Here is a 24,749-nt window from a genome sequence, read left to right as displayed (position 1 = left end):
CGCGGGCATCCGGCCCACGCCACCTGCGCAGTGTAGCCATTTGCGCGGTGCGGAATCTCGCAAATTAATGACAGACCGCAATCTGCGGGCCATTGGGCGCCAGCTGGCGATTGCCTGCGACAGTTTAATCTTGAATAATCAGTGATTGAGAATGACTTGCAGACGCTAATGAATCCCGCCGTGGTTGCTCTACCCAATGTCCTGACGATCGAAGATGACCCTGTGCTGGGCGCGTACGTCCATGAACACCTGGGCCGCTGCGGCTTTGAGGTCACCTGGTGTCGCAACGGCGAACAGGGCCTGCAACTGGCGCGTGACCAGGTGTTCGACGTGGTGTTGATGGATATCCTGCTGCCCGGCATGGACGGCTTGTCGATCCTCACGCATCTGCGCCAGAGCCAGACAATCCCGGTGATCCTCATGTCTGCGTTGGGCGCCGAAGCCGATCGCGTCAGCGGCTTTCGTCTCGGTGCGGACGATTACCTGCCCAAGCCGTTCAGCATGGTCGAATTGCGGGTACGCATCGAGGCGATCCTGCGTCGCGTGGCCCTGGACCGTCGCCCGCCGCCCACTGTTTTACCGGCACGCGACGACAGTCGCCCCCTGTGCTTTGACGATGAGCTGTATGACGTCTGCTACCAGACGCTCTGGGCAGGGCTGACCCGCAGTGAATTTCGCCTGCTGGAAACCCTGCACCGCAATGCCGATGAAGTGCTCAGCAAAGCGTTCCTTTATCAGCATGTGTTGCAGCGCGGTTATGCGCCCCACGACCGTAGCCTGGACATGCACATCAGCCAGATTCGCCGCAAGCTCAAGGCCATCGGCTACAACGAGCGCGAAGTGCGCACCGTGTGGGGCAAGGGCTATGTGCTGAGCGTGCATGATGAAGGGCTTTGAGCAACTGCCCGGCAAGCACTCGTTATTCTGGAAACTTGCCTGCCTGCTGATCGCCTTCTGTTTACTGATGATTTGGCTCAGTTGGTCGTGGGGCCGATACATGGAACAGCGCAGTGCCTATGTGGCCGAAGAGTCGCGGGCGATTCTGCGCGGCTATGCGGCGGGGGCGGAACTGGCATGGAGTACGCAGGGCCGCGCAGGCGTGGATGCCTGGCTACAGCTGATGGCCAAGCGCGAATCCACGTGGCTGGGGGTGATCGGTCACGACTTGCAGTCGCTGAGCAGCACGCCCTTGAGCGACAAAGAGAGCCAGCGCCTGACCTTCCTGCGTGGGCTGGAGTGGCCGGTCAGTCGGCATGTTAAAGGCCTGCCGTGGGTGAAAATCCCCTTCCCGGTGGACGCTGGGGTCGGTTCGCTGGTGATGGAGTTGCCGCAACGCTTTATGCCGGGGCGCTATCAAGTGTTCTGGCGCGTGGTCACCAATGGGGTGATTCCCGGCCTGTTTACCTTGCTGCTCTGCGTGGGCCTCTACCGGCTGCTGATCATGCCCCTCAACCAATTGCGCGAGCAGGCCAATGCGTGGCGGGCCGATCAATTGAATACGCGAATGTCCAACGAGGCCACCAGCCGTCAGGATGAATTGGGGGAGTTGGGCCGGGCCTTTGACCACATGTCCGAGCGTTTGCAGGGCACCGTGCTGTTGCAGCAACAGCTGCTGCGGGATATGTCCCACGAACTGCGCACCCCGTTAAGTCGATTGCGGGTGGCCTGTGACAGTGAGCAGGATCTGGCGCAATTGCGTGAGCGATTGAGTCGGGAAATCGACGCCATGCAGCGCCTGGTAGAAGACAGTCTGCAACTGGCGTGGCTGGATAGCGAAACAGCGCCGCTGCCCAACGAAGATATTCAGCTCCAGGCGTTGTGGGACATGCTGCGGGAAAACGCCTGTTATGAAAGCCACTGGCCGGCGTCGCGTTTGCCCTGCCGGTTGCCGGCGGATTGCTGGGTGCGGGGCAACCTGAATGCGCTGGCCCAGGCCCTGGAAAACATTCTGCGCAATGCCATCAGGCATTCTCCTGCCCACGGGGTGGTGACGCTGGACGGCTGTCGCGAAGGTGATGAGTGGCATATCTGGCTGGAAGACCAGGGCGGCGGCATTGCCGAGCAGGACTTGGAACGTATTTTCGCGCCGTTTACCCGATTGGAGGGCTCACGGCCCGGTAATGGCGGTTTCGGCCTGGGCTTGAGCATCGCCCGCAACGCTGTACAGCGCCAGGGCGGGCGTTTGTGGGCGGAAAATAGCGGGCAAGGCTTGCGCGTGCATCTGCGACTGCGGGCCGGTTAGCTTTCAGCGCGACGCTGCTTGCGCTTCTTCCACTGGTGCGCGACCCACCAACGCCAGTACCCCATCGTCAGGCAGTACGCCAGCGCGGCCAGCACCAGGCCGCACACCACGGAACCCAGCAGGAACGGTTGCCACAGGGTGCTCAACTGGCTGCTGATCCATTCCCAGGTCAAGTCATCGGGCAAGCTGCGTGGCGGCGTGTTCATCAGCCACGCCCCGGTCAGGTACGTACAGAAGAACACCACCGGCATGGTGATCGGGTTGGTCAGCCACACCAGGCTGACAGCAATCGGCATATTGCCGCGCACCGCGATCGCCAGGATCGCGGCCAATAACATCTGCAGCGGAATCGGGATAAACGCCGCGAACAGGCCCACCGCCATAGCGCGCGCGACGGAGTGCCGGTTCAGGTGCCAGAGGTTCGGGTCATGCAGCAACGTGCCGAGAAATCGTAAGGACTTGTGTTCCCGGATACTCGTGGGATCGGGCATGTACCGTTTAAAGAGGCGCCGGGGCATAAGGGGTCCAGGTCAGTGCGAGGGGCAAGTATGCCCGCATTCTATAAACAGAAAATTCAGACTTTGTGACAAAACATCATAGGCCGTGCTGAGCGGGCGACTAAGACTGAGTGAATCACTTGAAAAGGATGATTCATGAGAACAGGCATGTTCGCGCTCGGACTTGGATTGCTTACGCTGCGATTTCTACCGGCACTGCCGCCCACCGCATGGCTGCTGGCCATGTTCGTGCTGGCGTTGATGCTGTTGCCGTTTCGCACCTACCCGCTGGCGTTCTTCCTGCTGGGGTTGGGTTGGGCCTGCATCAGCGCGCAATGGGCGTTGAATGATCGGCTCCAGCCGGCACTGGACGGGCAGACGCGGTGGGTAGAGGGCCGTGTGGTTGGGTTGCCACAGCAAACGAGCACCGGCGTGCGCTTCGAATTGGCCGACGGCCGGTCGCGTACGGCTCGGTTGCCCCAGCGTATCCGAGTGTCCTGGCAGGGTGGCCCGCCGGTAAACAGCGGCGAGCGCTGGCGGCTGGCGATCACCTTGAAACGGCCCGCGGGGCTGCTTAATTTTCATGGCTTTGACTATGAGGCCTGGTTGCTCGCCCAGCGTATGGGGGCCACCGGTTCGGTGAAGGATGGCCAACGCCTGGCGCCGGCCCGCAATGCCTGGCGTGACAGCGTCCGGCAGCGCTTGAAAGCAGTTGATGCTCAAGGTCGCGAGGCGGGCTTGGCGGCGTTGGTGCTGGGCGATGGCTCGGGGCTGGCGACCGCGGATTGGCAGGTGTTGCAAGACACCGGAACCGTGCACCTGCTGGTGATTTCCGGTCAGCACATCGGCTTGCTCGCGGGGTTGATCTACGGCCTGGTAGCCGGGCTGGCACGCTACGGTTGCTGGCCCCGAGCCTTGCCGTGGCTGCCGTGGGCGTGCGGCCTGGCGTTTACCGCTGCGCTCGGTTACGGCCTGTTGGCGGGGTTCGGTGTACCGGTGCAGCGGGCCTGCGTGATGGTCGGGCTGGTATTGCTGTGGCGTCTGCGTTTTCGGCATTTAGGCGTGTGGTGGCCGTTATTACTCGCCCTCGATGGCGTGCTGGTGCTGGAGCCGTTGGCCAGTTTGCAGCCGGGGTTCTGGTTGTCGTTTGCAGCCGTGGCGGTGCTGGTTCTGGCGTTCAGCGGGCGCTTGGGCCCGTGGCGCATCTGGCAGGCCTGGACGCGTCCCCAAGGGTTGATCGCCATCGGTTTGTTTCCGGTATTGCTGGTGCAGGGCTTGCCCATCAGCCTCAGCGCGCCGGTTGCCAACCTGTTTGCCGTGCCGTGGATCAGCTTGGTGGTGTTGCCTCTGGCACTGCTGGGGACCTTGCTTATGGCGGTGCCGTGGGTGGGCGAGGGCTTGTTGTGGTTGGCCGGTGGAGCGCTTGATGGTCTGTTCAGGGGCTTGACGCTGTTGGCGGGGCTGCGCTCGGCCTGGGTGCCTGCCGAGGTGCCCGTGGGTTATTGGTTATTAAGCGCTGTGGGCGCGGTGTTATTGCTATTGCCCAAAGGCGTGCCGTTTCGGCTGCTGGGCTGGCCGATGTTGATGGTGGCAATCTTTCCGCCGCGGGCACTGGTGCCGCATGGGCAGGTGGAGGTGCTGCAACTGGATGTCGGGCAGGGGCAAGCGGTGATCCTGCGCACGCGCCATCACACAATGCTCTACGACGCAGGGCCGCGCTCCGGGGCGGCCGACCTCGGTGCGCGCGTGGTGTTGCCGGCGCTGCAAAAACTGGGGGTAGGGGCGCTGGACCTCATGGTGATCAGCCACGCCCACGCTGACCATGCCGGCGGCGCCACCGCGGTTGCCCGTGCGCTTGCGGTCGGGCGGGTTGTCGGCGGAGAGTCCGCAGGGCTGCCGGCGTTTCTCGATACGCAGCCTTGCATCAGTGGTGAGCAATGGGAGTGGGATGGCGTGTCGTTTGAGCTGTGGCAATGGTCAGGCGCCACGAGCCCTAATCCGAAATCCTGCGTGTTGCGCGTGCAAGCCCAGGGCGAACGCCTGCTGCTGACGGGGGATATCGATCAAGCCGCTGAAAGGGCGTTCCTCACATCCCCGCTGGCGGTGCCGACGGATTGGCTGCAAGCGCCCCACCATGGCAGCCGCAGCTCCTCATCCTGGCCTTTGCTGCAACGCCTTGCGCCCAGCTCGGTACTGATCTCACGCGGGCGTGGCAATGCATTTGGTCATCCCCACCCACAGGTAATGGAGCGTTATCAAGCGTTGGGCAGCCAAGTCTACGACAGCGCGGAACGGGGGGCCGTGCGTCTGCAACTGGGTACCTTCCAAGCACCGGTTGTTGCGCGTAGTCAACGTAGATTCTGGCGCGAGGCGTTACCGTAATCCAGGGTTACCAAAGACCCTGGTCCGTGAACGGCGGGCCTTTGGCCGGCGAACCACGCTGGCGAACCTATATGGTAAAGTGGCGCACTTTTTCGAGGGGACATTCACTGTGTGGGAATTGGTCAAATCCGGCGGCTGGATGATGTTGCCGATTATATTGAGCTCCATCGCCGCCCTTGGCATCATTGCCGAACGCCTGTGGACCCTGCGCGCCAGCCGGATAACGCCTGAGCATCTGTTGGGGCAAGTCTGGGGCTGGATCAAGAACAAGCAGCTGGATAAAGAAAAGCTCAAGGAATTACGCGCCAACTCGCCTTTAGGTGAAATCCTCGCGGCCGGCCTTGCCAACTCCAAGCATGGTCGAGAGATCATGAAAGAGTGCATCGAGGAGGCCGCTGCCCGGGTCATCCATGAAATGGAGCGCTATATCAACGCGCTTGGCACCATTGCGGCCATGGCACCGTTGCTCGGCCTGTTGGGTACGGTGCTGGGCATGATCGATATTTTCAGCTCGTTCATGGGGTCGGGCATGACCACTAACGCCGCCGTGCTGGCGGGCGGTATCTCCAAGGCGTTGATTACCACGGCTGCGGGCCTGATGGTCGGCATCCCTTCGGTATTTTTCCACCGTTTCCTGCAACGTCGCATCGATGAGCTGGTGGTCGGTATGGAGCAGGAAGCCATCAAGCTGGTCGAAGTGGTGCAGGGCGATCGTGATGTCGATTTCGTTGAGGGCCGAGCGTGAAATTTCGCCGCAAGCAACGGGAGAACGTGGATATCAACCTGGCGTCGTTGATCGACGTGGTCTTTATCCTGCTACTGTTTTTTGTTGTCACCACCACGTTCACCCGGGAAACCCAGCTGCGTGTCGACTTGCCGGAAGCGGTGAGCGGCTCGCCGGCCGAAGACCAGGAAGTCAAGCAACTGGACATCGCCATCAGTGCCGACGGCGTCTTTTCGGTGAATAACCAATTGCTCGAGAAAAACGACCTGGCCAGCCTGATGGACGCCCTGCAGAAAGAGTCCGGCGGCGACACCAAAATGCCGCTGTCGATCAGTGCGGACGGCAAAACCCAGCACCAAGCCGTTATCACCGCCATGGATGCTGCCGGCAAGCTGGGTTTCAGCCACCTGCGCATGACCACCGTCGAGGCGGCGAGCCAACCCTGATGGCCATTTCCGATCGTCTGCTCAAGGCCTGGTACGAAGGGCATCCGGCACTCATGCTGCTGCGGCCGTTGGAGTGCTTATATCGCCGTGTGGTGCAGCGCAAGCGCGCGCGCTTCGTGGCCGGCGAGGGGGAGATCTACCAATCACCGGTGCCTGTGGTGGTGGTGGGGAATATTACCGTAGGTGGCACGGGCAAGACGCCGTTGATCCTGTGGCTGATCCAGCACTGTCAGCGCAGTGGCTTGCGTGTTGGGGTGGTCAGTCGCGGTTACGGTGCAAAGCCGCCACAGTTGCCCTGGCGGGTCGAGGCCAGCCACAGCGCAGCGGTAGCCGGGGATGAACCGCTGCTGATCGTGCAGCGCTGCGGTGTGCCGCTGATGATTGATCCTGACCGTAGCCGCGCGGTGCAAGCGCTGCTGGCCAGCGAGCACCTTGACCTGATTCTCTCTGACGACGGCCTGCAGCACTACCGCCTGGCTCGCGACCTGGAATTGGTGCTGATCGACGCCGCCCGTGGCCTGGGTAACCGCCGTTGCCTGCCGGCCGGGCCGTTGCGTGAGCCAGTGGAACGCCTGCACAGCGTCGATGCGCTGTTGTACAACGGTGCAGGCTCCGACCCTCAGGATGGTTTTGCCTTTCGTCTGTTACCGACGGCGTTGATCAACTTGAGCACCGGCGAGCGCCGCCCGGTCGATCATTTTCCGCTTGGCCAGCAGGTTCATGCGGTCGCCGGCATCGGTAACCCGCAACGTTTCTTCAATACCCTTGAAACGCTACACTGGCAGCCGATACCCCATGCGTTTGCCGACCATGCGCCCTACAGCGCAGAGGTCCTGAATTTTACGCCGTCGTTACCGCTGGTCATGACCGAAAAGGACGCGGTGAAGTGCCGCGCCTTCGCCCAGCCCGACTGGTGGTACCTTGCGGTGGATGCAGTGCCGTCACCGGCGTTTGTGGCCTGGTTCGACACGCAACTGATGCGCCTGCTGCCCGCCCGACTCTTGCCTTAAATCGCTTCTTCCAGGAAATACTCATGGACACCAAACTGCTCGACATCCTCGCTTGCCCGATCTGCAAAGGCCCGCTAAAGCTCAGCGCCGACAAAACCGAGCTGATCAGCAAGGGGGCTGGCCTGGCTTACCCGATCCGTGATGGCATCCCGGTAATGCTCGAAAGCGAAGCCCGCACCCTGACCACCGATGAGCGCCTGGATAAATGACCACAGCCTTTACCGTCGTCATCCCATCACGCTATGCATCGACGCGCCTGCCGGGCAAGCCGCTGCAATTGATCGGCAACAAGCCGATGATCCAGCTGGTGTGGGAACAGGCCTGTAAAAGCAGCGCCGAACGGGTTGTGGTCGCCACCGATGACCCGCGCATCATCGAGGCCTGTAAGGGTTTCGGCGCCGAAGCGTTATTAACCCGCGAAGACCATAACTCCGGCACTGATCGCCTGGCCGAAGTCGCGACGCAACTCGGCCTGGCCGCCGATGCGATCGTGGTCAATGTGCAAGGTGACGAGCCCTTGATCCCGCCGAGCGTGATCGATCAGGTCGCCGCCAACCTGGCTGCCCATGGCGAGGCGCGCATGGCGACCCTGGCCGAACCGATCGAAGACATCGCCACCCTGTTCAACCCGAACGTGGTGAAGGTGGTCAGCGACATCAATGGCCTTGCGCTGACGTTCAGCCGCTCGACATTGCCGTGGGCGCGAGACGCCTTCGCCAGCAACCCTGACGTGTTGCCGGACGGCGTGCCGTATCGCCGCCATATCGGCATCTATGCCTATCGCGCCGGTTTCCTGCATGACTTCGTCAGCTGGGGCCCGTGCTGGCTGGAGAACACCGAGTCCCTGGAACAGCTACGCGCCCTGTGGCACGGCGTGCGCATTCATGTGGCAGACGCCTTCGAAGCGCCACCTGCCGGTGTCGACACCCCGGAAGACCTTGAGCGCGTTCGTCGCCTGCTGGGGGCCTGATGGAGGTCTTGTTCGTCTGCCTGGGCAATATCTGCCGTTCGCCCACCGCTGAGGGCGTCCTGCGCCACAAATTGCGCGAGGCGGGGTTGGCAGACCAGGTTGAGGTGGCGTCCGCCGGAACCGGTGAATGGCATGTCGGCAACCCACCGGACAAGCGTAGCCAGCGCGCGGCACTGGCGCGGGGCTACGACTTGTCCGCTCAGCGTGCCCAGCAGGTTTCCCGCGCTGACTTTGCGCGCTATGACCTGATCCTGGCCATGGACCACAGCAACCTGCGCAATCTCAAGGCGCTGCACCCCGGGCCAGGCAAGGCGGAGCTGGACTTGTTCCTGCGCCGGTATGACGCCGAGGTGGATGAAGTGCCAGACCCTTACTACGAAGGCGAGCAAGGCTTTGAGCGGGTTCTGGACCTGATCGAGCGAGCCTGTGATTTATTGGTGATCGAATTGAAGGGGCGGTTATGACCTTGCAAGTGCTTGCGCAGGTATCGCTCAAGCCATTCAACAGCTTCGGCATTGACGTGCGCGCCCAGTTGTTCGCCGAGGCCCATAGCGATGCCGATGTGCGTGAAGCCTTGACCTACGCTGCCGCACAGGCGTTGCCGCTGTTGGTGATTGGTGGTGGCAGCAATGTGTTGTTGACCCAGGATATCCCGGCGTTGGTGCTGCGCATGGCAACCCAGGGCATTCGCGTGCTGCAAGATGATGGCGTGCACGTGGTGGTCGAGGCCGAAGCCGGTGAAGCCTGGCATCCGTTTGTGCTGTGGACCCTGGAACACGGTTTCTGCGGCCTGGAAAACCTCAGCCTGATCCCCGGCACCGTCGGTGCTGCGCCGATGCAGAACATCGGCGCCTACGGTGTGGAGATCAAGGACGTTTTTGCCGGCCTGACCGCATTGGATCGCCAAACCGGCGAGTTGCGCGATTTCAGCCTCGAAGCGTGCAACTTTGCTTACCGCGACAGTCTGTTCAAGCACGAGACAGGGCGCTGGCTGATCCTGCGTGTGCGCTTTGCCTTGAGCCGTGCCAGTCACTTGAAACTCGACTACGGCCCGGTACAGCAGCGCCTGGCCGGGCAGGGCATCACCGAGGCGACGCCCAGTGACGTGAGCCGTGCCATTTGCAGCATCCGCCGCGAAAAACTGCCGGACCCGGCAGAGCTGGGCAATGCGGGCAGTTTCTTCAAGAACCCGCTGGTGTCGCAAACCTTGGCCGCAGAGTTGCAGGCGTTGTATCCGGACCTGGTGGCGTACCCGCAGGCTGACGGGCAGATGAAGCTCGCCGCCGGCTGGCTGATCGACAAGGCTGGCTGGAAGGGCTTTCGTGACGGCGATGCGGGCGTGCACAAGCTGCAGGCGCTCGTATTGGTCAACTATGGCGCTGCTACAGGGCACGACATTGCCAACCTGGCGCTGCGTATTCAGCAGGACATTGCTGAACGCTTCAAGGTTGACCTGGAGATGGAACCTAACCAGTACTGACGCGTTATGTCTAGTCCTGAAATAGGTTTACACCTGTTTCAGTCTCAAAACGCCCGATGCACCGCATCGGGCGTTTTGTATTTCAGGGATAAGTGCGGCCGCTCCCGATTGTAGATTTGCACCGATTCATCCACCATTTTCACTGCATCCGCCAGGTCTTTGGGACGATGCAGCAAAAACTCAGTCTTCAAAATCCCATTTATCCTCTCCGCCATCGCGTTCTGATAGCAATCATAGCCGTCAGTCATTGAGCACCTGATTCCGTGCCGGGCATGCATCCGTTGGTATAAATCGGAGCAATACTGGGCTCCGCGATCTGAATGATGAATGAGCGGTTGATTGGATTTTCGCTGACTAACAGCCTTCTGCAGTGCCCTGACCACCGACTCCGTATGCAGGCTGCCGTGCACATGATGACCCACGATTTTGCGGGAGTACGCGTCTGTTATCAGGCTGACGTAAGCGACACTTTCCCGCGTTGGGAGATAGGTAATGTCTGCGACCCAAACCTGCTCAGGTCTGCTGGCTACAACTTGTTCCGGGCCAGCTTTGAGTAGGTTGGGGTGACGGCGGAAGCGATGATGGCTATGCGTGGTTTTATGATAAGCACGTTTGCGAGGGACCAGCTCTCGCGCCTCACGCAAGATGGAAAACAGGCGGTCTCGACCGACACGTAGCGCCGCTGCGGCTTCAATTACCATCAGGTGGTGTAGTTTGCGCGTCCCAAGCCTCGGCTGGCGACGACGCTTTTCCAGAACGAATTCCACTACCTGCTGGTCTTGGCAAACTCTCGCATCAAAGGCTCGGTTGCGCTTGTAATACGCTTGGCGCGAAATGCCCATAAACAGGCAAGCCCTGGTAATGCTCAGGTCTTGGATTTGCCCTTGCGAGAGGACTTGCCGGGTCGCTTTTTTACGATGGACACACCGTAATCATTTTTCAAGACGTTCACGACAGCTTCAAAGAACTGGGCCTTCTGATTGCTCAGCGCCAATTGTTCTTCAAGCTCTTTGATCCGCTGTTCGGGTGTCAGCGGGAGGTTGGGGTCGGTCATCGGCCTGCTCCGCGGCGCTCGGATTGAGGCGCCTTGGCTCCAGTCCTGTCGGCCGTGCTTGCGTAACCAAACCAGCACCGTGGACCGGCCTTGAATGCCAAAGCGCCGTTGAGCCTCTTTATAACTCAACTCGCCTTTTTCGACTTGATCTACGACTGACAATTTAAAAGCTAGCGTGTAATCGCGCTGGCTCCGCCTTTTTCCCGTATCCATTGAATCCTCCTGAAGATCGGTCAGAAGGTGTAAACCTTATTCAGGACGGGACATTAACAACAAAAAGGCCCCGCATCGTTCGATGCGGGGCCTTTTTTATGCCGCTAGTAATCAGTCATCACGGCTCATGATGCCGAAGATCTGCAACAGGCTGATGAACAGGTTGTAGATCGATACATACAGGCTGATGGTTGCCATGATGTAGTTGCGCTCACCGCCGTGGATGATCGCGCTGGTCTGGAACAGGATGCACACGGAGGAGAACAGCACGAAACCGGCGCTGATCGCCAACTGCAGACCGCTGATCTGGAAGAACATGCCGGCGACAACGGCCGCCAGCAACACGAAGAAGCCTGCGGTGATGAAACCACCCAGGAAGCTCATGTCCTTACGGCTGATCAGCACGTAGGCCGACAGGCCGCCAAACACCAGGGCAGTCATGGCAAATGCCGAGCTGACCACTTCCGCGCCGCCGGCCATGCCGAGGTAACGGTTAAGGATCGGGCCGAGGATAAAGCCCATGAAACCGGTCAAGGCAAACGCCGACACCAGGCCCCAGGCCGAGTCGCGCAGTTTGTTGGTCAGGAAGAACAGGCCGTAGAAGCCGATCAGCACGACAAAGATATTCGGGTAGCCAACGCGCATTTGCTGCGCTACATACGCCATTACGCCGCTGAATGCGAGGGTAAGGGCGAGCAAGCCGTAGGTGTTGCGCAACACGCGGCTGACTTCAAGCTGCTCAGCCTGCGCGTTACCATTCACTGCGTAATTCTGTTCGCGCATGGCGACACTCCTTCAGTTTTGAAACATTCAGTCGCAAGGATCATAACAGACGCTCTGTAACAAGCCATGGCAAGAGTTTGACAGTGTGTTTCATTCGGGTATTATGGCGCCCGCTGACACGGGATGGGCTACTATAATCCTGTGATGCAAAAGGGAAATTGGCAGAGTGGTTGAATGCACCGGTCTTGAAAACCGGCGGACGTTAATAGCGTCTCCAGGGTTCGAATCCCTGGTTTCCCGCCAAGATTTACACAAAAGCCTCGCGAAAGCGGGGCTTTTGCGTTTCTGGGGTTTGGTCGGCGAAGTTGGACAAACAGCAGGAGTTCCGAAACTTTCGGGTAGGAGTTCCGAAACTTTGCCTATTTGGAGGGCTTGGCGGTCGCGCCAATCCTCCGATAAACCCGCTTTGTGATCTCCTGTTTACTATGGCCGAGCAGCAAGCTCGCATCGCCAATGTCGACGATTTCCGACGCCGCTTTAGGCCGGATATCACGGAATTGAAACCCGCCAATCTTCGCAGCCAGCAATGGGTCACCCTGGTCGATCGCTTTCTGCTGCGCCTTCTCCCTTGCCTTGTCCCAGCGCAAGCGCAACATGCCCTTCGTCATTCTCTTTCCATGCTTGTTGACCAATAGGTACTTGGAGGAGTGGTGTGCATTCCTTTCTGAAATCTCCCTTATAAGTTTACCCAGGCTGTTTTCCCCGGCGTCAGTGCGCATTAAGATCCTGAGCTTCAGTCCAGTCTTGCCCTGCGTCACCAGGAAGTAGTCGCCCTCGGTATCGTCGCTGCGCATGATTATCACGTCAGCGGGCCGCTGCCCGGTCAAATAACCAAGATCCATCGCTTCCTTAAGTTCAGGCTCTGCCATCCCATACACCGCATCCCACACCATCGCGTTTGCGTAGTAGTCGCGTGGCGTTTCTTTGTTCTTCCTGATGCCTTGGCACGGGTTCTCCCGCTCGGTAAGTCCCCATTCCCGCGCCATGTTGAAAACGTGAGAAAGCAGGGCGATTTCCCTATTCGCCCTGACCTTTGCCGAGCGTGCATCGCGATAACCTGCAATGTTGGCAGGCGTTATCGAGTCGATGGGCGCCCCGTCAAATATGGGCCGAAGCTGTTTAAGTTCGGCCAGGTTGTCCTTCTGGGTCCGCTCTCCCTTTTTTGGGATAACGTCGCGTTCGTACCTGTCGAAGATCCCTTTCATCGTGGTCAGGTCGGCTGGTTTTTCCTTCGCCTCCAGCTCAGCCCATTTCAAACGGGCCTTGCTCAAGTCGCCGCCCAAGGGGATTTCCTTTCCGGTGGAGTCGCGGTAGTAGTACCCGACCCATACTTTGCCGTTCTTGCGCGGGCGCTTGCGCCGCACCATGCCCGGCGGCAAGTCCCTGTTTTCCGTATTACGGGGGCGCATATCAGTTCACTCTGGAAAAATCAGGCGTCCAAGTCGGCCGCGCCGGCGGCGGGGTTTGATCTACGATTGTGGCGTTGGTCATGCCCAGCTTCATGCGGGCGAACATCCGGCCCACTAGGGGCCTACCGCCGCGGCTTTCGATGAATACCCAATTGCGGTCTTTCAGCCACTTTCGTTGATGGGCACGGTGTTTGTAGCCGGTCAGCTCGGCCAGTTCATCCTCCGAAAGGATTTCTGGTTGCATATCTACCTCCCGCTGGCCACCGCGGGCCGCGCTGTCTTAATTATGTTCATGGGGTGTCCTTGCCGCGCTGGGCGGCAGAAGGTGGGCCTGCCGCTAGGCGGCAGGATGTAGTGGGGGTTGTTACATCAAGGAGGCTAAATAGGCCTCTGCGATTTCCTTACGCAGATCCTGACGCTCGTGAAGGTTGATGAGGCGCCGCATAAGCAGGTGGTTAGTCCATCTGTCGTAGTCGCGGAAGAAGCGATTTCTTGACTTGCGGTTGGACACGGGTGCAATGGCGATGACTGCTTCTGCAAATTTTTTCATGAGGTACTCCTAGTGTGATGAGCCCCTATGTTCAACGCGGCGAACTGACGGTTTCCCGACTATTTGCAGTTGGCATTCATAGCCTCACCCGATCCGCCATATCATCTGCGGTGATCTGGTATTCGACGACATTGCGCACGCGGTAGAACGTCGCGGGGCAATGCTTGCTTATCCATGCGGACAGAAGTGCGTCGAGCTCCTGTCGGGCCTCATCAGGAACATCCGGCCAGTCCTCCGCGAATTCACCCACATCGTCATGGGCGCGCTCGCCGAGCATTTCAATGATGTCGCCAGCATCAACATAGCCAGCGGTGTTTACCGGGAATTTCTCTCCCTTCCAAACGCTTGCCCCTACTTCAAGGTCGTCGTTCTCGTCCAGCAGCTCACCAAGACTGTCGCAATTGAACAGCTCTTCGTTGGCTGACCAGGTTTCGTCGGGGATTCTCTTTTCTTCAGGCATGACTTCGTCCTTGCCGCTATAGCGGCTATCAAATTCATAGAGGGGAGAGGTATCGTTGCCTCCTTAGAACTGGAGGTGAGATGTGTTCGTACACGGAGTTGAATACAGGTTTTGCTGTGCCTCAAGCGTTGTCGAAGGGCACGATGGCCTTGCGATGGAGTGTTGGAAAGGTAACAGCGGACCGTTGTTTGAGATCTTTCGAAATGATGAAACGCTTCGATTTGAGGTGACTTTGTTCGTACCGGATATTCCGCTTGAGCTGCTTGAGTACGCGGTCCCGATTGCCCGAGAGTGGTTAGGCGAATTTCTTCCCTGCTAACGCTGAGTCCTTGCCGCTATAGCGGCTGACTTTGAAGGGGGAGGGATTAGTTCTCGTGGTTGAGCTACGATTGCCGCTCAATTCTAAAAATTATGGTGAGGCAATGGAGCGGTTCACTAATGCGATTTTAAAATCTATATCCGATGAAAACTGGTACGCCGCATTATTTATGTCACTAACCTTGCCTGATATATGCTCTAGGCTTCAGGCAGATAATGACAAAACTAATGGGAAGAAATATGCAGCGTGGTTTAATCGATACGTAGGCGAAAAATACTCATATGTTCATCCCTCAACTAAACTGCGAAAAGTTTTTATGGATGGGGATGCCTGCTGGGCACTTAGGTGCGCAATGCTTCATCAGGGAGAGGCAGACCTGACCGGTCAGAGAGTAAAGTCGGTGCTTTCAAGCTTTCACTTCACGACTACAACTGGACACTGCAATAGAGTAGATGATGTTTTGCAGTTGGATGTCGCACATTTTTGCAGGGACATCTGCGATTCTGTTGACTCCTGGTTCTCCGAGTTCAAAAAAACCGATGGGGCAGACGCTAAAATCGAAAGCCTGTTGATCATCTATCTAGGTGAAAGCACTCTGAAGGGGGGGATGGTCACTTTTAGCTCTTGACCCTTCAGTGTTCTTCGTTAACAAATCATGGGCATTCACAACCGTCATGCCGAGGCGTTCGGCGATCAGGACTTCCAGGCGGGCGCCTTGCGACTTCTCCCAATCCGGCAGCAGGGCGATCATTCCGCAAAGGCCCAGGCGCGTCAGGTCGTAGGCCATGTAGTCGGCCCACTGGGCACCCTCGACGATGCCGTGGTCTGCGGGGTTCTCGACTTCGTAGCCTTGGGCGCGCAGCTGGTCGGCCACGGCATTGAAGGCCGGGTAGTTGAAGTCCTCGATGCCCGTCATCGGCCCGGCCACGTAGACGCGGTTGGCGCGGGCGGCCTGGAGGGTTACACCTGGCAGCAGGAACGACCTGATGCGGTCAACTGCTCGATCAACAGGTGCCTGGATGAATGACGGCAGCGGCTCGTTCGCCGGCGGCGTAGTCCGAGTAACAGCGGCGATCATACCGACGAGCGAGTCGGTAACGATGCTTCGGATGTCGGGCTTGCGGTTTTCGGTAGGCATGGTGAGTCCGTGCCGGGCCACGCCCGGGCGGTGGAGTGGTGACATTTCTCGGATCAGCTACAGTTCGTCCTTTAGCCAACCGGAGTGATAGGGATGATTGAGGAATTCAAGAAGGGTGGATTCACCCTCTATGCAGGGCGCTGGCCTATCGCGCCGGCCGTAGGGCCAATTCGGTCTGATGGTTCGGTGTTAGACGAAAAGGGTGTTCTGCGCTTCCAAGTCATCGACGATGAGTTGTATGCGGCAAACAGTTTGCTCGTCGGTAAGATCGATTCCGTCGGCAAGGAATGGATTGTTGCTGACGAAAAAAACAACATCCTGTATTCGTTCAGACGCGATATTGGATCGTAATCTCAAGCTGGTCCATGCCGGGTCGGTGGAGGGGAGGGGCTCAGGCGATTACGGATAGCGCAATGGTGTCCTCGCCGCCGCGTGCGATGCCGGCGTGCAGGTCAACCTTGCTACCAGCAAGCATCCCGGCGATTTGGGCGTTTAGATCCAGCTCTACCGCCTTACCTTTCCTGGATTTCCCGATTTCCTGAGTAGCGAGATATTCGCTGATCAATGCCTTGTCCTGCGCCTGAATCGCGACGAGGTCTTGGCCGGTGGCGGGACTCCCGAGCGGATCATCTTCGCCTTGAGGCACAAGAGCTTTTAGCTTCGACTGCACCTCCCAGACCCACGCCAGTGCAAAGTGATCGCCGGCAGTTTCTGCCGAATACTGGCTGCGATGAACTCCAGACCTGACGCCCGAGCAGTACTCCTTGCGCGCCTGAGTAAGCTTGGTGTGCAGCGCCTCATACGCGTACAGGGCGATGTTTTGGGCGGGAGACACGCCGACGAATGTTGCGCACTCAATAATTTGGTCTTTTGCGGAGCACCAAGTACGGCGCCGCAGGGTTGTGCAGTTGAATGCGTCTGCTACAGCGATGCTCAGCTGCTGATCCCACGCTGGTCGTCGCTTGGCGCGGAACAGGGACGACTCAACCTCACCGACGTCGCTCAGCTTCACATCTATCTCAGTCAGCCGGTACTCGCGCATCAATGCCTGGGCCTGCCGGAGTGCGGTTGCAGCCTCGTTTTCGTTGGCACTTTGTGCCAGGGCCAGGCAGTGCTTGATCTTGCGGATCGCGCGATCGAGCTTCTTTTCGTCTATCTGTTGTGCGGACATAGGGGCCTCGCTGATTGGCGATAACTGAAATGATGTGCCTTACTCGTCGTTCAACTTTGAGCCAGGGGTAGGGCAATGGCGCCGATTACACGTCAAAGAACAAAAGCGTATTTCGATTGGGCAGCTGCACGCGTGCCCTACTCGAGCAAGGAGGAAACGCTGCCGAACGGGGTATTTATTGAGGCGTGCGGCCGGCAGCTAAGCAGCGGGCAGATCCAGCTTTTTGTTGGAGTTCACACCGCCGAAGGAAAGCCCGTCCTCGAGGATTACACCGATAATGCTCAAGGCATGACTGTCCAAGAAGCCATTGACTGGGGTTTTGATCGTGGTCGAAGTGTCGCCAATGGGCAAAAGTAAGAGTAAATGAACGCCCCTTTCGGGGCGTTTTTTATGCAATCTGAGCAAGCGGGTGAGACATAGGTGATCCTCGCCGGCTGGCGTGATTCGTTGATATGGGGTATTACGGGTGACCGGCATGGAGCCGGATCAAGGAGAGATGAAAATGGCTACAGATCGTGAAATAGCTTTAGAGCAGGCCCTTGTCGCAGTGTTGGGCGCGGCTCAAGATCTAGATTTGGACCTGGTAAAGATCAGCCAGAAAGCTAAATCCTTAATCATCGACAACTCGAAGTATCGTCAAGCAGAGCATCCACACGTCAGCAATGCATGGAATGAGGTTGAGGCGGCTGTCGCTTCCGTACGAGCTAAGGCATAAGCAGGCGCCGCTTTCCTTCCAGAGAGCGGCGCTACTTTGGGCCTCAGGCCGTTGCGCGCTTGAGCTGTTCGGTGAGCTGCGTTGGCAGGCCGCGCAGTGTCAGTGTGCCGCCTTCTTCGTCAAACTTGATCTTGTCACCCAGAAGGTGCGCTTCGAAGCTGATCGACATGCCTTCAGCCCGGCCGGTGAAACGCCGGAATTTGTTGAGCGTCTTCTTGTCCGGCGGCAGGGTCTCGGAAAGCCCGTAGTCCTTTGCCTTGATGAAGTCGTAGAAGTTCTTCGGCCGATCTTCGTCGATCAGCTCTGACAGCTCGTCGAGGGTGATCGGCTGGCCCACCTTGGCCTGGGCCATGGAGTAGCTGACCAGCGCGTGCGTCTTCTCGCGTGCCGACTCTTCTGGTAGATCCTCACGTTCAACAAAGTCGCTGAACGCCTTGAGCAAGGTCCGGGTTTCGCTTGGGCCATCGATCCCTTCCTGGCAACCGATAAAGTCGTGGAAGTACTCATTGATCCTGCGGCCCTGTTTGCCCTTGAGGTACGAGATGTACTGCTTCGACTGCGGGTTGTTCTGCCACTCGCTGATATTGATGCGTGCCGCCAGGCGGATGTGATCCAGGTCTAGACGCTTCACCGTCATCAGGTGCAGCTCTTTGGTCATGGTCACCGCTTCGGTTTCCTGCACCAGGGCGATGACCAGGTATTCGGTCAGGCCTTGCTGGTAGTGGCAGAAGAGGGCGTGCCCTCCGGTGCTGAGGTTCGATTCTTCCATTAGCCTGATCAGGTGCTCTACGGCGTCGGTGCTGAATTCGAGGAAGTTGGATCCGCCGGCCATGTATTTGGAAAGCCAGCCGCTCAGCGGGTGAACGCCCGATTCAGCATGGAAGAAGCCCCAGGCCTTTCCGGTTGTGGCGTTGTAGCTTTCGTTGAGTTGGCTCATCAGATCGTCGCGGGCGCCACTATCTTCCTGCTCGGCGCTGGCCAGGTGCAGCGCAGCCGGGGTGCCGTCGGGCTTCTTGTCGATCTTGTGGATTACGCTGTGGAGAATGGGCATTGCGTTTACCTCAGGTAGGCGCCGCCCTCCGTTACCGGATGCAACAAAGGTATAATGGCGTTTTGGTTTTATATGGGGTATCTGTTCTGGCCCGGCATGGAGCCGGTTCAAGGAGAAATGAAAATGGCTGTAGCTGTAGAAGATTACGAAGGCAACATTCAGGTCTACGACAAGGCCGTAAAAGTCACGGACCAAGGGCATCAATATGTTCTATTGGCCGCTGATGGCTCTATTCTCGCAATAATTCCAAAAGATGAAGTTAAGAAGTTGCACTCCGACCTCTGATAACACCTACGGACTGCTGCTTATCGTATAGTTGAGCGGCTGTTAAATATGAAAGACGGCATCCATTGGGTGTCGTTTTAGTAAGTCACGGTGAGATGTCACGTAATGCGAATGTGGTCTGCCAACTGCTCGTCGGTCATACGGTCAGCGCCGCGAATGAAACGGGAAATCAGGTCCTGCTCTTCGCCGATATTCGTCCTGGCCATGACCCGTTTCAGCGCCGCGTCATCGTTGTGATAAAGCTTCGTGACGATCTGGCGTGACAGTAGGGCGGCTTCCTTTTCCGCCTTGGTCAACTTGTCCCTTTCGCGCTGGTCGCGCTTGCGTTCGGCTGGATTCTTGGCCATGCCCTACCTCTGCTATTCCTCTGGCCGGCAGTGCGAGCCAGGTTTGGCGTTTGCGTTGCTGGATGCGGGCTATGCGGCGCATGAGGTTCTGCCTTGGCGCGCTTTGGGATAGTCGATGCCGTGGGCCGCGATGATCCGCTCGAAGGCCTTATTGCTGATGGCGAGCTTCCCGCAGCACTGGCGCCGGCTGATGCCCAGCTCCATGAATGCCCTGATCCGCTCGACATACTTCGCGTCGCGCTCCTTGTCGACGGTGTTGTGCACCAGGTTGCGTGCGCCGCCCCGGGTTGGAGGCTGGAAGGTGATGTCATAGCGGGCAGCGTGGTTATAGATTAGCCGTCGGCTTACACCAAGTGCAGCGGCGACTTCGGTCTGGGTGTGCGTGACGCCGAGCTGGCGTATCTGCTCAACAAGCTTGAGGCGTGCCCGGGTGCGGATGTCATTCTTGTCGAGGGGCAGGGGAGGTGCTTCAACCCGACGACGAACAAATGGCTTCGGCGCCGGGGGCTCCTGGGGCACATACACCACTGGCTTCGGTGGCGGTGGAGGTTCGGCCACTTCGATTTCGCCGCCAGCTGCTACGAACTCGGCGATCTGGGCGGCCAGCTCATCCGAGACCGGTCGCAGTTCCTCGATCATGCTGAGGTGGTTGCTGATCATGATCAGGCTCCTAGGCGATGGGCTTGCGCCCGGGCTTTGTCCGCGACTTCATCAACCATCCTGCCAAGTTCCAGATTGAACTGGACCAGCTCTTGATGAAGCATCGCGATGTACTCCTCATCGCGCTCAATGGTTTCGATATACAGTCGGCAGTCTTCATCCTGACGTGGATCGAATGATAGGAAATCCCACCACTCCCGGCCCGTGACGAACATGCAGCCCTGAACCTGCGGCTTATGTTCATCGGGCATGCCTTCGAGCCAGGTGCGGACGTGGACGGCCTCATTGAATGGGCATTTCGACTCAATACCCCCGTCCTCGCCAATCAAGCCGTCCGGCGAACAGCCCAGCCAGTCGTATTTTGGATGAACTACGAAGCCCGACTTGATGACACTATTACCAGTCAGGATTTCGTAGAAGTCGTGGCTCGACTGCTCAACCTCGGTTCCCCAGGCCATCGACTTGCTGCTTACCGAATGTTTCGATCGGTTGGCCAGGCGCTCAAAAGCCAGCTCGCGCATGTAAGTGGTACGGGCCGCAAGCGGCTTGCGTTTGCCGTGTTTGTCACGGTCGGCCCATGCAATAACATCCTTGAATCGGCTGGCGGTGAGTCGCCCGCTGCGGTCCTGGTGCCACTGCTCGGTGCGCTGAAGGTCTACAGAGGCGTTCATTGAGCATCGTCCTGACTCTCGACGCCGGCAGCAGCGTCGGCGCTATCGCTGACAGTTGTGAATTCGGCGTCAATGGTTTGTGCAATGGCCTTCAGTTCGCCGTGACGGGTCACGCCAATGGCGCCGCGCTGCTGTGGTTTCAGGGCTTTCCAAGCTTTTTCATACCCTTCAATGCCCTGCTCTTGAGCGATTTTTTTCAGCTGCTCAAAAAGGTCGGAGGTCGCATCTGTTGTGTCGCCCTGTGGTACTGAGGCGGCACCCACGTCAGCAGGCTTTTCGCTGGTAGATCTAGGGGTAACGTCTGTTTCCGGAAGCGTATAGCCGTCGTCCAGCTCTTCGCGTGTGTACACGCCCAGAATCACGTCAGGGCAGTACAGGCGAGCCCATTTTTTGAGGGCCAGGTAGGCGATCTGCTGCTTCGGATCGTCTGCCCACAGCGTCGAGTTCCGGGTTCGTGCCTGAGTCATCAAGGTGGTCAGTTCGCGCGGTGTATCCTCGCCCACGAACGTGGCCCAAACTCGGACGCCCAATCCTTTCTCGTCATTAATGTTCCAGTTTGGGACGCGATACTTTTTTGGCTGCCCGTGGTCATCCGTTTGTTTTTTGCTCTCGATCTCGCGGAAATTGCCAATGATTTTGTCCCAGTCGCCAAACCACTCGTAGTGGATTCGATCAAGGGTCGGGGCCCGGGTGGTGATGACCGCGTTGACCAGTTGGGCTTCATAGCTCAGTTGGCCGCCGTTAACGATGAAGGTCTTCTGCGCCACTTGGAATGGGTTCATTCCCCACTGCATGGACTGCATGATCACTGCCATGCAGTCAGCGGTGTTGCCGTGAAAGTGCTTCGGCAGGGTGGTTTTGCCCCCTGCCATGATGCCCGCGAGCTCAGTCATCGACTGCATGCTGTCGCGATTGAGGATCAGCCCAGTCGGGCTGGTGTCCATTGGTACGGTAGAAATCTGGGTTTGGGCGCTCATTACTAACTCCATAGCCGACGACTTTGGTCGGCCTCCGGGGTGGTTTAAGGGTTCGTTAGAACGACATGGCGCGCAGCCAGGCAGAGGCCTCGTCATTGGTGACGCAGAAGGCCATGGCTACGACCTCGACCACTTCGCTGGCGCTTGGAATGTTCGAGTCAGCGAATGCGTCTGCCGCTGGGGCCGGATCAACTGCCGCTACAAGCGTTTGTGCTGGGTCAGCAATCACTGGAGCCCCAACAACAGTAGCTGCTGGGGCGGGCGCAGCAGCCTGGGCACGCAGACGGGCCAGCTCTTCCTGATCACGCTGATACTGCGCTTCACGTTCTCGCTGCTGGCGCTGTTGCTCTTCCTGCTGTTCACGGTGCTTGCGTTGTTGTTCTTCCATGTCGCGGCGCTGCTGGTCCAGTTCGTCCTGCTGCTTCTTCAAGCGCAGACGGTCTTCCTCGGCGCGCTGCTTGCGCAGGTATTCAGCCTCTGCGTCGGCGAGTCGTTGCTTCTCGCGCAGCTCGTCCAGTTCTTTCTGCTGGGCCAGCAGCTTGGCAGCAGCTTCCTCTCGATCAATGGCAGCCTTGTGTAGCGCTTCCAATTGCTCAATGGCGTTGTCGCGAGCGATGGTGCCTTCGGCTTCAAATTCGCCATATTCTTCGGGCAGGATCACCGATTCCTTGACACTTTGCAGAACCGTTGCGACGTCGGCAGCGCTGCGGCTGGCGTATGCGGCAGCAACAGAACTGAAACGAGTAATTTTTGCCCGGATGGCTTCGATTCGCTCCTGCTCCAGGCGCTCTTTCTCAGCCTTAGCGTCGGCGACGCGCTTCTCCTCGGCCTTGATCGCTTCGTCAATTGGTTCTTCAAGTACGAGGACACGAGCCCTGAGGGTTTCACCGAACTCCTTGACCTGGTTGACGCGGACCTGAGCCTCTTTGACCTTTTGCTGATATGGAACCAACGCTGTCTTGGTGGTGTTTGCCAGGGCATAGCGCACGTCGCGTATATCTACGCGAACCTCTTTCGCATTTGCCAGGCCCTCACTCGTTGAGCAGTCCACGACCAGCTTGGCGTAGGTTGTTTCCAAGCGAACGATTTGTTCTTCGTGCGGCCGATATTCAGCGATGTCGGTAACCGCCACCGCAGGGGATACGGCCTTTTGCGCATCTTCGGCTTCGCTCATTTCAAGCGATTCTTTTGCGGGAGCTTTTTTAGGATTTGTGGACATGACGATCCCTCGCCGCGCCTGGCGCAGCATTGAAAGTGTTTGTGGTGTGGTTGCGCCGTCAAACGGCGGTAGAGGTGGAGGCGTTGTAGTTGGCGTAGATTTTGTCGATGCGCGCCCGGAAATAACGATGCTCTGCGTCGTCAATGACCCGCAGCATGAAGGCCAAGGTGACGCATGATGTTGCCGCCGCGCTGGCATTGGCCTTGCCCAGGTCGCGAATCATGTTGTCGATCTCGCCCTCGATCCAGCTCACGGCGTTCTGGTGGTCTCGCTGCGCGATGTTCATTCGATACCGCCTGCTGCCGGGCAAACCAACTCCATCTGCGCAATGGCTGCGCCGATGCGCAACTTCAGGCTTGCCCGCTCCTTGAGTCGGCGCGCCTCACGCTCAGACAGGTTGTCCGCCGTGTATTCATGGAACAGGTCGACGTGCTGTTTCTTCCCGAAGTTCGGCAAATCCCAGCGCCTGTCGGATTCCCTGGCCTGGGCGCTATCCGCGTAGCTGGTTGGCATGGCGAGTCTCCAGGCTCCGGGCGAGGGCGCAGGCTTCGTTGTGGTTGCGGCGAAACCCTTTCACCTTGCCGGTGGCGGAATCTACAACGTGGAAGAACTCATTGCCGGCCGGGATCACCCGAAACAGCGGCGAGGTCTTCGGTGCACTGGAGCCGACCAGCCCAAGACAAAGGGCCAAGGACATATTGCGGCGCTGGTTCATTGCGAGCGCTACGTCGCAGTAAGCGTGCTGACTTTGGTTCATGCTGCCTCCGGCCAATTGCACTCGATGCTCTTTTTTGCGTATGGCGATAGACGGTCGTAGCCGTTTACCGAGCCACAACCTGGCATTGTTCCTTCCAGCTCGACGCAGGCGCGAATGTCGCAACGGCGTGAGCAAACCCAGCCACCGTAGTGGCAGCGGTGGACAGTTCCGCCAGGCTCGGGGTGATAGGCGAGGCCGCCTTTCCACGATGGCGAGCCGCGCAGCTTGAGGCCGCACCCTCGGCACACCGCTTGAGTTTCAGTACAGTTATGCATGGCGATCTCCAGTGTTTGGGGTTAGGCGGAGACTGCAACCAGAACAGCTTCACGAAAGCGCGATGGGCTCCAGTCGCACGATTCGTCCGCCGGGATATGGCTGAACATCGCGGTGCAGCGTTTGCAATGCACGCAGTCGCCGCAGGTCTTGCCCTCGGGCAGGTTCATCTGGTCAGCGTTATCCGCAGACCGTGGATATGGCGCTCGTTGCTCAGGCATGACTCTCTCCATTCGTGGGTTCACCTGTATTCGTCAACACTCATGCCTCCCGCTGGTTGCCGATGGGCGCGGGGGAGGAGTGCTGACGGGTAGAGGTGAGGAACAGGTGCAGATGGCCGGAGACAAGCCCCCGGCGCGACAGGAAACCCCTGCGCATTCATCTGCTGTGTTGCGGTGATGCAGGTGGGCGGTTATAGGCCGCTGTTTTGTCCGCATTTGGCTGTGGACTTACTCCGGCGTACCGGCTGTCCGAGGGAACCGCTCGGCCTGCGTTTCAAATCACAATCCGATATGGCCTGCGCCTCAGCACGAAAGCTTTGCATATTGAACAAATGCCCAAGATAGGAAGATACTCACTGCTCACCCAAGGAAGGATTGACGGCCATGCAGATCGATTTGAAGGTTCCAGGCGCACTGACTCGTCAAACAGTCAAACAGCTGATTGCGTCGGTAGATGACTCCGACCATGTGCAGCTTCGAGTTACGCTTGCTGGTATTGCATTTATCTCAACGACGGATGTTGGAAATCAAAACACCGACAACCTCCTATTCAGATTCGAAACGTGGTGTGCTGGTAATGGCTACGTTGGATTGATGGCTGCATCTGACGATTCTTGGGTAGACCAAGTCTTCAATGATCTAAAAAATAACTGGCCGAAGCCAAAGTCTGATTACATTGAGGACTGAGCGCGAGTTTGAGCGATATTCACTGATGAGCGCGGGTA

General features: G+C 58.5%; 35 protein-coding genes and 1 tRNA gene. 17 read left to right on the top strand and 19 right to left on the bottom strand.

The features are described 5' to 3' along the window. Positions 1-168 precede the first annotated feature (168 nt). The gene (locus CPH89_RS28395; RefSeq protein ID WP_053256803.1) at positions 169-897 is read left to right on the top strand and encodes a response regulator transcription factor; all 729 of its coding nucleotides are present in this window, start codon (positions 169-171) and stop codon (positions 895-897) included. Continuing rightward, the gene (locus CPH89_RS28390) at positions 884-2,242 is read left to right on the top strand and encodes a sensor histidine kinase (protein ID WP_053256802.1); all 1,359 of its coding nucleotides are present in this window, start codon (positions 884-886) and stop codon (positions 2,240-2,242) included. Before CPH89_RS28395 ends, CPH89_RS28390 begins: the two co-directional genes overlap by 14 nt. Here CPH89_RS28390 and CPH89_RS28385 read toward each other — a convergent pair. Further along, positions 2,239-2,760 (bottom strand): DUF2062 domain-containing protein, encoded by a 522-nt coding sequence (locus CPH89_RS28385; RefSeq protein ID WP_053256801.1) that lies wholly within the window; start codon positions 2,758-2,760, stop codon positions 2,239-2,241. The genes CPH89_RS28390 and CPH89_RS28385 overlap by 4 nt on opposite strands. A gap of 135 nt (positions 2,761-2,895) precedes the next feature. On the opposite strand from CPH89_RS28385, the gene CPH89_RS28380 reads away from it, so the two are divergent. The 8 genes from CPH89_RS28380 to murB all read left to right on the top strand — a co-directional run bounded on the left by CPH89_RS28380 (position 2,896) and on the right by murB (position 9,751). Beyond that, complete coding sequence (locus CPH89_RS28380) at positions 2,896-5,121, top strand: DNA internalization-related competence protein ComEC/Rec2 (protein WP_081006383.1); 2,226 nt, start codon at positions 2,896-2,898, stop codon at positions 5,119-5,121. 109 nt (positions 5,122-5,230) lie between these two features. Then, positions 5,231-5,866, top strand: a complete 636-nt coding sequence (locus tag CPH89_RS28375) for a MotA/TolQ/ExbB proton channel family protein (protein WP_053256799.1) — start codon at positions 5,231-5,233, stop codon at positions 5,864-5,866. Next, the gene (locus CPH89_RS28370; RefSeq protein WP_053256798.1) at positions 5,863-6,291 is read left to right on the top strand and encodes an ExbD/TolR family protein; all 429 of its coding nucleotides are present in this window, start codon (positions 5,863-5,865) and stop codon (positions 6,289-6,291) included. Before CPH89_RS28375 ends, CPH89_RS28370 begins: the two co-directional genes overlap by 4 nt. Beyond that, positions 6,291-7,301, top strand: a complete 1,011-nt coding sequence (lpxK, locus tag CPH89_RS28365; protein ID WP_053256797.1) for a tetraacyldisaccharide 4'-kinase — start codon at positions 6,291-6,293, stop codon at positions 7,299-7,301. The genes CPH89_RS28370 and lpxK overlap by 1 nt, the downstream gene beginning before the upstream one ends. A 23-nt stretch (positions 7,302-7,324) precedes the next feature. Then, complete coding sequence (locus CPH89_RS28360; protein WP_003174668.1) at positions 7,325-7,510, top strand: Trm112 family protein; 186 nt, start codon at positions 7,325-7,327, stop codon at positions 7,508-7,510. After that, positions 7,507-8,271 (top strand): 3-deoxy-manno-octulosonate cytidylyltransferase, encoded by a 765-nt coding sequence (kdsB, locus tag CPH89_RS28355; RefSeq protein ID WP_053256796.1) that lies wholly within the window; start codon positions 7,507-7,509, stop codon positions 8,269-8,271. Before CPH89_RS28360 ends, kdsB begins: the two co-directional genes overlap by 4 nt. Beyond that, positions 8,271-8,735: a low molecular weight protein-tyrosine-phosphatase gene (locus tag CPH89_RS28350; protein WP_053256795.1), complete on the top strand. Its 465-nt coding sequence runs from the start codon at positions 8,271-8,273 to the stop codon at positions 8,733-8,735. Before kdsB ends, CPH89_RS28350 begins: the two co-directional genes overlap by 1 nt. Continuing rightward, entirely contained in the window at positions 8,732-9,751 is a 1,020-nt protein-coding gene (murB, locus tag CPH89_RS28345; protein WP_053256794.1) for a UDP-N-acetylmuramate dehydrogenase, read from the top strand. Before CPH89_RS28350 ends, murB begins: the two co-directional genes overlap by 4 nt. Positions 9,752-9,795: 44 nt before the next feature. Here the strand turns inward: murB and CPH89_RS28340 are convergent. Both CPH89_RS28340 and CPH89_RS28335 read right to left on the bottom strand, forming a co-directional pair. Beyond that, a protein-coding gene (locus tag CPH89_RS28340) for an IS3 family transposase (protein WP_167422752.1) occupies positions 9,796-11,018 on the bottom strand; the annotation gives its coding sequence in 2 pieces (ribosomal slippage) (positions 9,796-10,667 and positions 10,667-11,018; 1,224 coding nt in all). Between the two features lie 111 nt (positions 11,019-11,129). Next, entirely contained in the window at positions 11,130-11,801 is a 672-nt protein-coding gene (locus CPH89_RS28335) for a Bax inhibitor-1/YccA family protein (RefSeq protein ID WP_053256786.1), read from the bottom strand. A 152-nt stretch (positions 11,802-11,953) separates the two neighbouring features. On the opposite strand from CPH89_RS28335, the gene CPH89_RS28330 reads away from it, so the two are divergent. Beyond that, positions 11,954-12,044: transfer RNA gene (locus CPH89_RS28330), tRNA-Ser, on the top strand. A 116-nt stretch (positions 12,045-12,160) separates the two neighbouring features. On the opposite strand, the gene CPH89_RS28325 is transcribed toward CPH89_RS28330, so the two are convergent. From CPH89_RS28325 to CPH89_RS28310, 4 genes are all read right to left on the bottom strand, one after another. Further along, entirely contained in the window at positions 12,161-13,210 is a 1,050-nt protein-coding gene (locus CPH89_RS28325; protein WP_053256785.1) for a tyrosine-type recombinase/integrase, read from the bottom strand. Between the two features lies 1 nt (position 13,211). Further along, positions 13,212-13,454, bottom strand: coding sequence for a DUF4224 domain-containing protein (locus CPH89_RS28320; protein WP_053256784.1), 243 nt, complete (start codon positions 13,452-13,454; stop codon positions 13,212-13,214). 120 nt (positions 13,455-13,574) lie between these two features. Beyond that, positions 13,575-13,760: a hypothetical protein gene (locus CPH89_RS28315; protein WP_053256783.1), complete on the bottom strand. Its 186-nt coding sequence runs from the start codon at positions 13,758-13,760 to the stop codon at positions 13,575-13,577. Positions 13,761-13,836: 76 nt separating this feature from the next. Further along, positions 13,837-14,220: a hypothetical protein gene (locus tag CPH89_RS28310; RefSeq protein WP_053256782.1), complete on the bottom strand. Its 384-nt coding sequence runs from the start codon at positions 14,218-14,220 to the stop codon at positions 13,837-13,839. A gap of 374 nt (positions 14,221-14,594) precedes the next feature. Between CPH89_RS28310 and CPH89_RS30320 the strand changes: the two genes are divergently transcribed. Next, positions 14,595-15,167 (top strand): hypothetical protein, encoded by a 573-nt coding sequence (locus tag CPH89_RS30320; protein WP_141125148.1) that lies wholly within the window; start codon positions 14,595-14,597, stop codon positions 15,165-15,167. On the opposite strand, the gene CPH89_RS28300 is transcribed toward CPH89_RS30320, so the two are convergent. Further along, a complete protein-coding gene (locus tag CPH89_RS28300) occupies positions 15,120-15,677 on the bottom strand; it encodes a DUF4406 domain-containing protein (RefSeq protein WP_081006382.1) in 558 nt (185 codons plus the stop codon). The genes CPH89_RS30320 and CPH89_RS28300 overlap by 48 nt on opposite strands. 93 nt (positions 15,678-15,770) lie before the next feature. Here CPH89_RS28300 and CPH89_RS28295 point away from each other — a divergent pair, with 93 nt between their 5' ends. Then, positions 15,771-16,028: a hypothetical protein gene (locus CPH89_RS28295; protein ID WP_053256780.1), complete on the top strand. Its 258-nt coding sequence runs from the start codon at positions 15,771-15,773 to the stop codon at positions 16,026-16,028. Positions 16,029-16,068: 40 nt separating this feature from the next. Here CPH89_RS28295 and CPH89_RS28290 read toward each other — a convergent pair whose 3' ends face one another. Beyond that, positions 16,069-16,848, bottom strand: a complete 780-nt coding sequence (locus CPH89_RS28290) for a DUF2786 domain-containing protein (protein ID WP_053256779.1) — start codon at positions 16,846-16,848, stop codon at positions 16,069-16,071. A 75-nt stretch (positions 16,849-16,923) separates the two neighbouring features. On the opposite strand from CPH89_RS28290, the gene CPH89_RS28285 reads away from it, so the two are divergent. Together CPH89_RS28285 and CPH89_RS28280 are read left to right on the top strand one after the other, a co-directional pair. Next, positions 16,924-17,205, top strand: a complete 282-nt coding sequence (locus CPH89_RS28285) for a hypothetical protein (protein ID WP_053256778.1) — start codon at positions 16,924-16,926, stop codon at positions 17,203-17,205. Between the two features lie 145 nt (positions 17,206-17,350). Further along, entirely contained in the window at positions 17,351-17,563 is a 213-nt protein-coding gene (locus CPH89_RS28280) for a hypothetical protein (RefSeq protein WP_053256777.1), read from the top strand. Between the two features lie 43 nt (positions 17,564-17,606). Here the strand turns inward: CPH89_RS28280 and yejK are convergent, their stop codons facing one another. Further along, a complete protein-coding gene (gene yejK / locus CPH89_RS28275; RefSeq protein ID WP_053256776.1) occupies positions 17,607-18,614 on the bottom strand; it encodes a nucleoid-associated protein YejK in 1,008 nt (335 codons plus the stop codon). A gap of 54 nt (positions 18,615-18,668) precedes the next feature. On the opposite strand from yejK, the gene CPH89_RS28270 reads away from it, so the two are divergent. Next, positions 18,669-18,899, top strand: coding sequence for a hypothetical protein (locus tag CPH89_RS28270; RefSeq protein ID WP_053256775.1), 231 nt, complete (start codon positions 18,669-18,671; stop codon positions 18,897-18,899). 98 nt (positions 18,900-18,997) lie between these two features. Here CPH89_RS28270 and CPH89_RS28265 read toward each other — a convergent pair whose 3' ends face one another. The 9 genes from CPH89_RS28265 to CPH89_RS28225 all read right to left on the bottom strand — a co-directional run bounded on the left by CPH89_RS28265 (position 18,998) and on the right by CPH89_RS28225 (position 24,024). After that, positions 18,998-19,246 carry a hypothetical protein gene (locus CPH89_RS28265; RefSeq protein ID WP_053256774.1) on the bottom strand — a complete coding sequence of 83 codons (249 nt, stop codon included), beginning with the start codon at positions 19,244-19,246 and terminating at the stop codon, positions 18,998-19,000. Between the two features lie 69 nt (positions 19,247-19,315). Next, positions 19,316-19,906 (bottom strand): hypothetical protein, encoded by a 591-nt coding sequence (locus tag CPH89_RS28260; RefSeq protein ID WP_053256773.1) that lies wholly within the window; start codon positions 19,904-19,906, stop codon positions 19,316-19,318. A 2-nt stretch (positions 19,907-19,908) separates the two neighbouring features. Continuing rightward, the gene (locus tag CPH89_RS28255) at positions 19,909-20,577 is read right to left on the bottom strand and encodes a lambda exonuclease family protein (protein WP_053256772.1); all 669 of its coding nucleotides are present in this window, start codon (positions 20,575-20,577) and stop codon (positions 19,909-19,911) included. Then, positions 20,574-21,554: a RecT family recombinase gene (locus CPH89_RS28250; RefSeq protein ID WP_053256771.1), complete on the bottom strand. Its 981-nt coding sequence runs from the start codon at positions 21,552-21,554 to the stop codon at positions 20,574-20,576. Before CPH89_RS28250 ends, CPH89_RS28255 begins: the two co-directional genes overlap by 4 nt. 55 nt (positions 21,555-21,609) lie before the next feature. Next, the gene (locus CPH89_RS28245) at positions 21,610-22,728 is read right to left on the bottom strand and encodes a coiled-coil domain-containing protein (protein WP_053256770.1); all 1,119 of its coding nucleotides are present in this window, start codon (positions 22,726-22,728) and stop codon (positions 21,610-21,612) included. A 103-nt stretch (positions 22,729-22,831) separates the two neighbouring features. Then, positions 22,832-23,059 carry a hypothetical protein gene (locus tag CPH89_RS28240; RefSeq protein ID WP_053256769.1) on the bottom strand — a complete coding sequence of 76 codons (228 nt, stop codon included), beginning with the start codon at positions 23,057-23,059 and terminating at the stop codon, positions 22,832-22,834. Next, positions 23,056-23,286 carry a hypothetical protein gene (locus CPH89_RS28235; protein WP_053256768.1) on the bottom strand — a complete coding sequence of 77 codons (231 nt, stop codon included), beginning with the start codon at positions 23,284-23,286 and terminating at the stop codon, positions 23,056-23,058. The genes CPH89_RS28240 and CPH89_RS28235 overlap by 4 nt, the downstream gene beginning before the upstream one ends. Further along, positions 23,264-23,530, bottom strand: a complete 267-nt coding sequence (locus CPH89_RS28230) for a hypothetical protein (RefSeq protein WP_053256767.1) — start codon at positions 23,528-23,530, stop codon at positions 23,264-23,266. The genes CPH89_RS28235 and CPH89_RS28230 overlap by 23 nt, the downstream gene beginning before the upstream one ends. Positions 23,531-23,826: 296 nt before the next feature. After that, a complete protein-coding gene (locus CPH89_RS28225; protein ID WP_053256766.1) occupies positions 23,827-24,024 on the bottom strand; it encodes a hypothetical protein in 198 nt (65 codons plus the stop codon). Between the two features lie 384 nt (positions 24,025-24,408). Between CPH89_RS28225 and CPH89_RS28220 the strand changes: the two genes are divergently transcribed. Further along, complete coding sequence (locus CPH89_RS28220; protein WP_053256765.1) at positions 24,409-24,711, top strand: hypothetical protein; 303 nt, start codon at positions 24,409-24,411, stop codon at positions 24,709-24,711. Positions 24,712-24,749 lie beyond the last annotated feature (38 nt).

The sequence above is a fragment of the Pseudomonas fluorescens genome (assembly GCF_900215245.1).
Lineage (GTDB): Bacteria > Pseudomonadota > Gammaproteobacteria > Pseudomonadales > Pseudomonadaceae > Aquipseudomonas > Aquipseudomonas fluorescens.
Note: the sequence above shows the minus strand (reverse complement) of the source record. Positions and strands in the feature narration are given on the sequence as shown.

Excerpts from the sequence above, each read along its gene's own strand:
- CPH89_RS28380 (WP_081006383.1), top strand. The coding sequence starts at position 2,896 with ATGAGAACAGGCATGTTCGCGCTCGGACTTGGATTGCTTACGCTGCGA.
- CPH89_RS28270 (WP_053256775.1), top strand. The coding sequence starts at position 18,669 with ATGGCGTTTTGGTTTTATATGGGGTATCTGTTCTGGCCCGGCATGGAG.
- CPH89_RS28245 (WP_053256770.1), bottom strand. The coding sequence starts at position 22,728 with ATGAGCGAAGCCGAAGATGCGCAAAAGGCCGTATCCCCTGCGGTGGCG.
- CPH89_RS28220 (WP_053256765.1), top strand. The coding sequence starts at position 24,409 with ATGCAGATCGATTTGAAGGTTCCAGGCGCACTGACTCGTCAAACAGTC.
- CPH89_RS28255 (WP_053256772.1), bottom strand. The coding sequence starts at position 20,577 with ATGAACGCCTCTGTAGACCTTCAGCGCACCGAGCAGTGGCACCAGGAC.
- CPH89_RS28360 (WP_003174668.1), top strand. The coding sequence starts at position 7,325 with ATGGACACCAAACTGCTCGACATCCTCGCTTGCCCGATCTGCAAAGGC.
- CPH89_RS28260 (WP_053256773.1), bottom strand. The coding sequence starts at position 19,906 with ATGATCAGCAACCACCTCAGCATGATCGAGGAACTGCGACCGGTCTCG.
- CPH89_RS28290 (WP_053256779.1), bottom strand. The coding sequence starts at position 16,848 with ATGTCCGCACAACAGATAGACGAAAAGAAGCTCGATCGCGCGATCCGC.
- lpxK (WP_053256797.1), top strand. The coding sequence starts at position 6,291 with ATGGCCATTTCCGATCGTCTGCTCAAGGCCTGGTACGAAGGGCATCCG.
- CPH89_RS28295 (WP_053256780.1), top strand. The coding sequence starts at position 15,771 with ATGATTGAGGAATTCAAGAAGGGTGGATTCACCCTCTATGCAGGGCGC.
- CPH89_RS28265 (WP_053256774.1), bottom strand. The coding sequence starts at position 19,246 with ATGGCCAAGAATCCAGCCGAACGCAAGCGCGACCAGCGCGAAAGGGAC.
- CPH89_RS28385 (WP_053256801.1), bottom strand. The coding sequence starts at position 2,760 with ATGCCCCGGCGCCTCTTTAAACGGTACATGCCCGATCCCACGAGTATC.
- murB (WP_053256794.1), top strand. The coding sequence starts at position 8,732 with ATGACCTTGCAAGTGCTTGCGCAGGTATCGCTCAAGCCATTCAACAGC.
- yejK (WP_053256776.1), bottom strand. The coding sequence starts at position 18,614 with ATGCCCATTCTCCACAGCGTAATCCACAAGATCGACAAGAAGCCCGAC.
- kdsB (WP_053256796.1), top strand. The coding sequence starts at position 7,507 with ATGACCACAGCCTTTACCGTCGTCATCCCATCACGCTATGCATCGACG.
- CPH89_RS28235 (WP_053256768.1), bottom strand. The coding sequence starts at position 23,286 with ATGCCAACCAGCTACGCGGATAGCGCCCAGGCCAGGGAATCCGACAGG.
- CPH89_RS28250 (WP_053256771.1), bottom strand. The coding sequence starts at position 21,554 with ATGAGCGCCCAAACCCAGATTTCTACCGTACCAATGGACACCAGCCCG.
- CPH89_RS28285 (WP_053256778.1), top strand. The coding sequence starts at position 16,924 with ATGGCGCCGATTACACGTCAAAGAACAAAAGCGTATTTCGATTGGGCA.
- CPH89_RS28310 (WP_053256782.1), bottom strand. The coding sequence starts at position 14,220 with ATGCCTGAAGAAAAGAGAATCCCCGACGAAACCTGGTCAGCCAACGAA.
- CPH89_RS28320 (WP_053256784.1), bottom strand. The coding sequence starts at position 13,454 with ATGCAACCAGAAATCCTTTCGGAGGATGAACTGGCCGAGCTGACCGGC.
- CPH89_RS28350 (WP_053256795.1), top strand. The coding sequence starts at position 8,271 with ATGGAGGTCTTGTTCGTCTGCCTGGGCAATATCTGCCGTTCGCCCACC.
- CPH89_RS28315 (WP_053256783.1), bottom strand. The coding sequence starts at position 13,760 with ATGAAAAAATTTGCAGAAGCAGTCATCGCCATTGCACCCGTGTCCAAC.
- CPH89_RS28325 (WP_053256785.1), bottom strand. The coding sequence starts at position 13,210 with ATGCGCCCCCGTAATACGGAAAACAGGGACTTGCCGCCGGGCATGGTG.
- CPH89_RS28225 (WP_053256766.1), bottom strand. The coding sequence starts at position 24,024 with ATGCCTGAGCAACGAGCGCCATATCCACGGTCTGCGGATAACGCTGAC.
- CPH89_RS28335 (WP_053256786.1), bottom strand. The coding sequence starts at position 11,801 with ATGCGCGAACAGAATTACGCAGTGAATGGTAACGCGCAGGCTGAGCAG.
- CPH89_RS28280 (WP_053256777.1), top strand. The coding sequence starts at position 17,351 with ATGGCTACAGATCGTGAAATAGCTTTAGAGCAGGCCCTTGTCGCAGTG.
- CPH89_RS28300 (WP_081006382.1), bottom strand. The coding sequence starts at position 15,677 with ATGCCTACCGAAAACCGCAAGCCCGACATCCGAAGCATCGTTACCGAC.
- CPH89_RS28395 (WP_053256803.1), top strand. The coding sequence starts at position 169 with ATGAATCCCGCCGTGGTTGCTCTACCCAATGTCCTGACGATCGAAGAT.
- CPH89_RS28240 (WP_053256769.1), bottom strand. The coding sequence starts at position 23,059 with ATGAACATCGCGCAGCGAGACCACCAGAACGCCGTGAGCTGGATCGAG.
- CPH89_RS28390 (WP_053256802.1), top strand. The coding sequence starts at position 884 with ATGAAGGGCTTTGAGCAACTGCCCGGCAAGCACTCGTTATTCTGGAAA.
- CPH89_RS28230 (WP_053256767.1), bottom strand. The coding sequence starts at position 23,530 with ATGAACCAAAGTCAGCACGCTTACTGCGACGTAGCGCTCGCAATGAAC.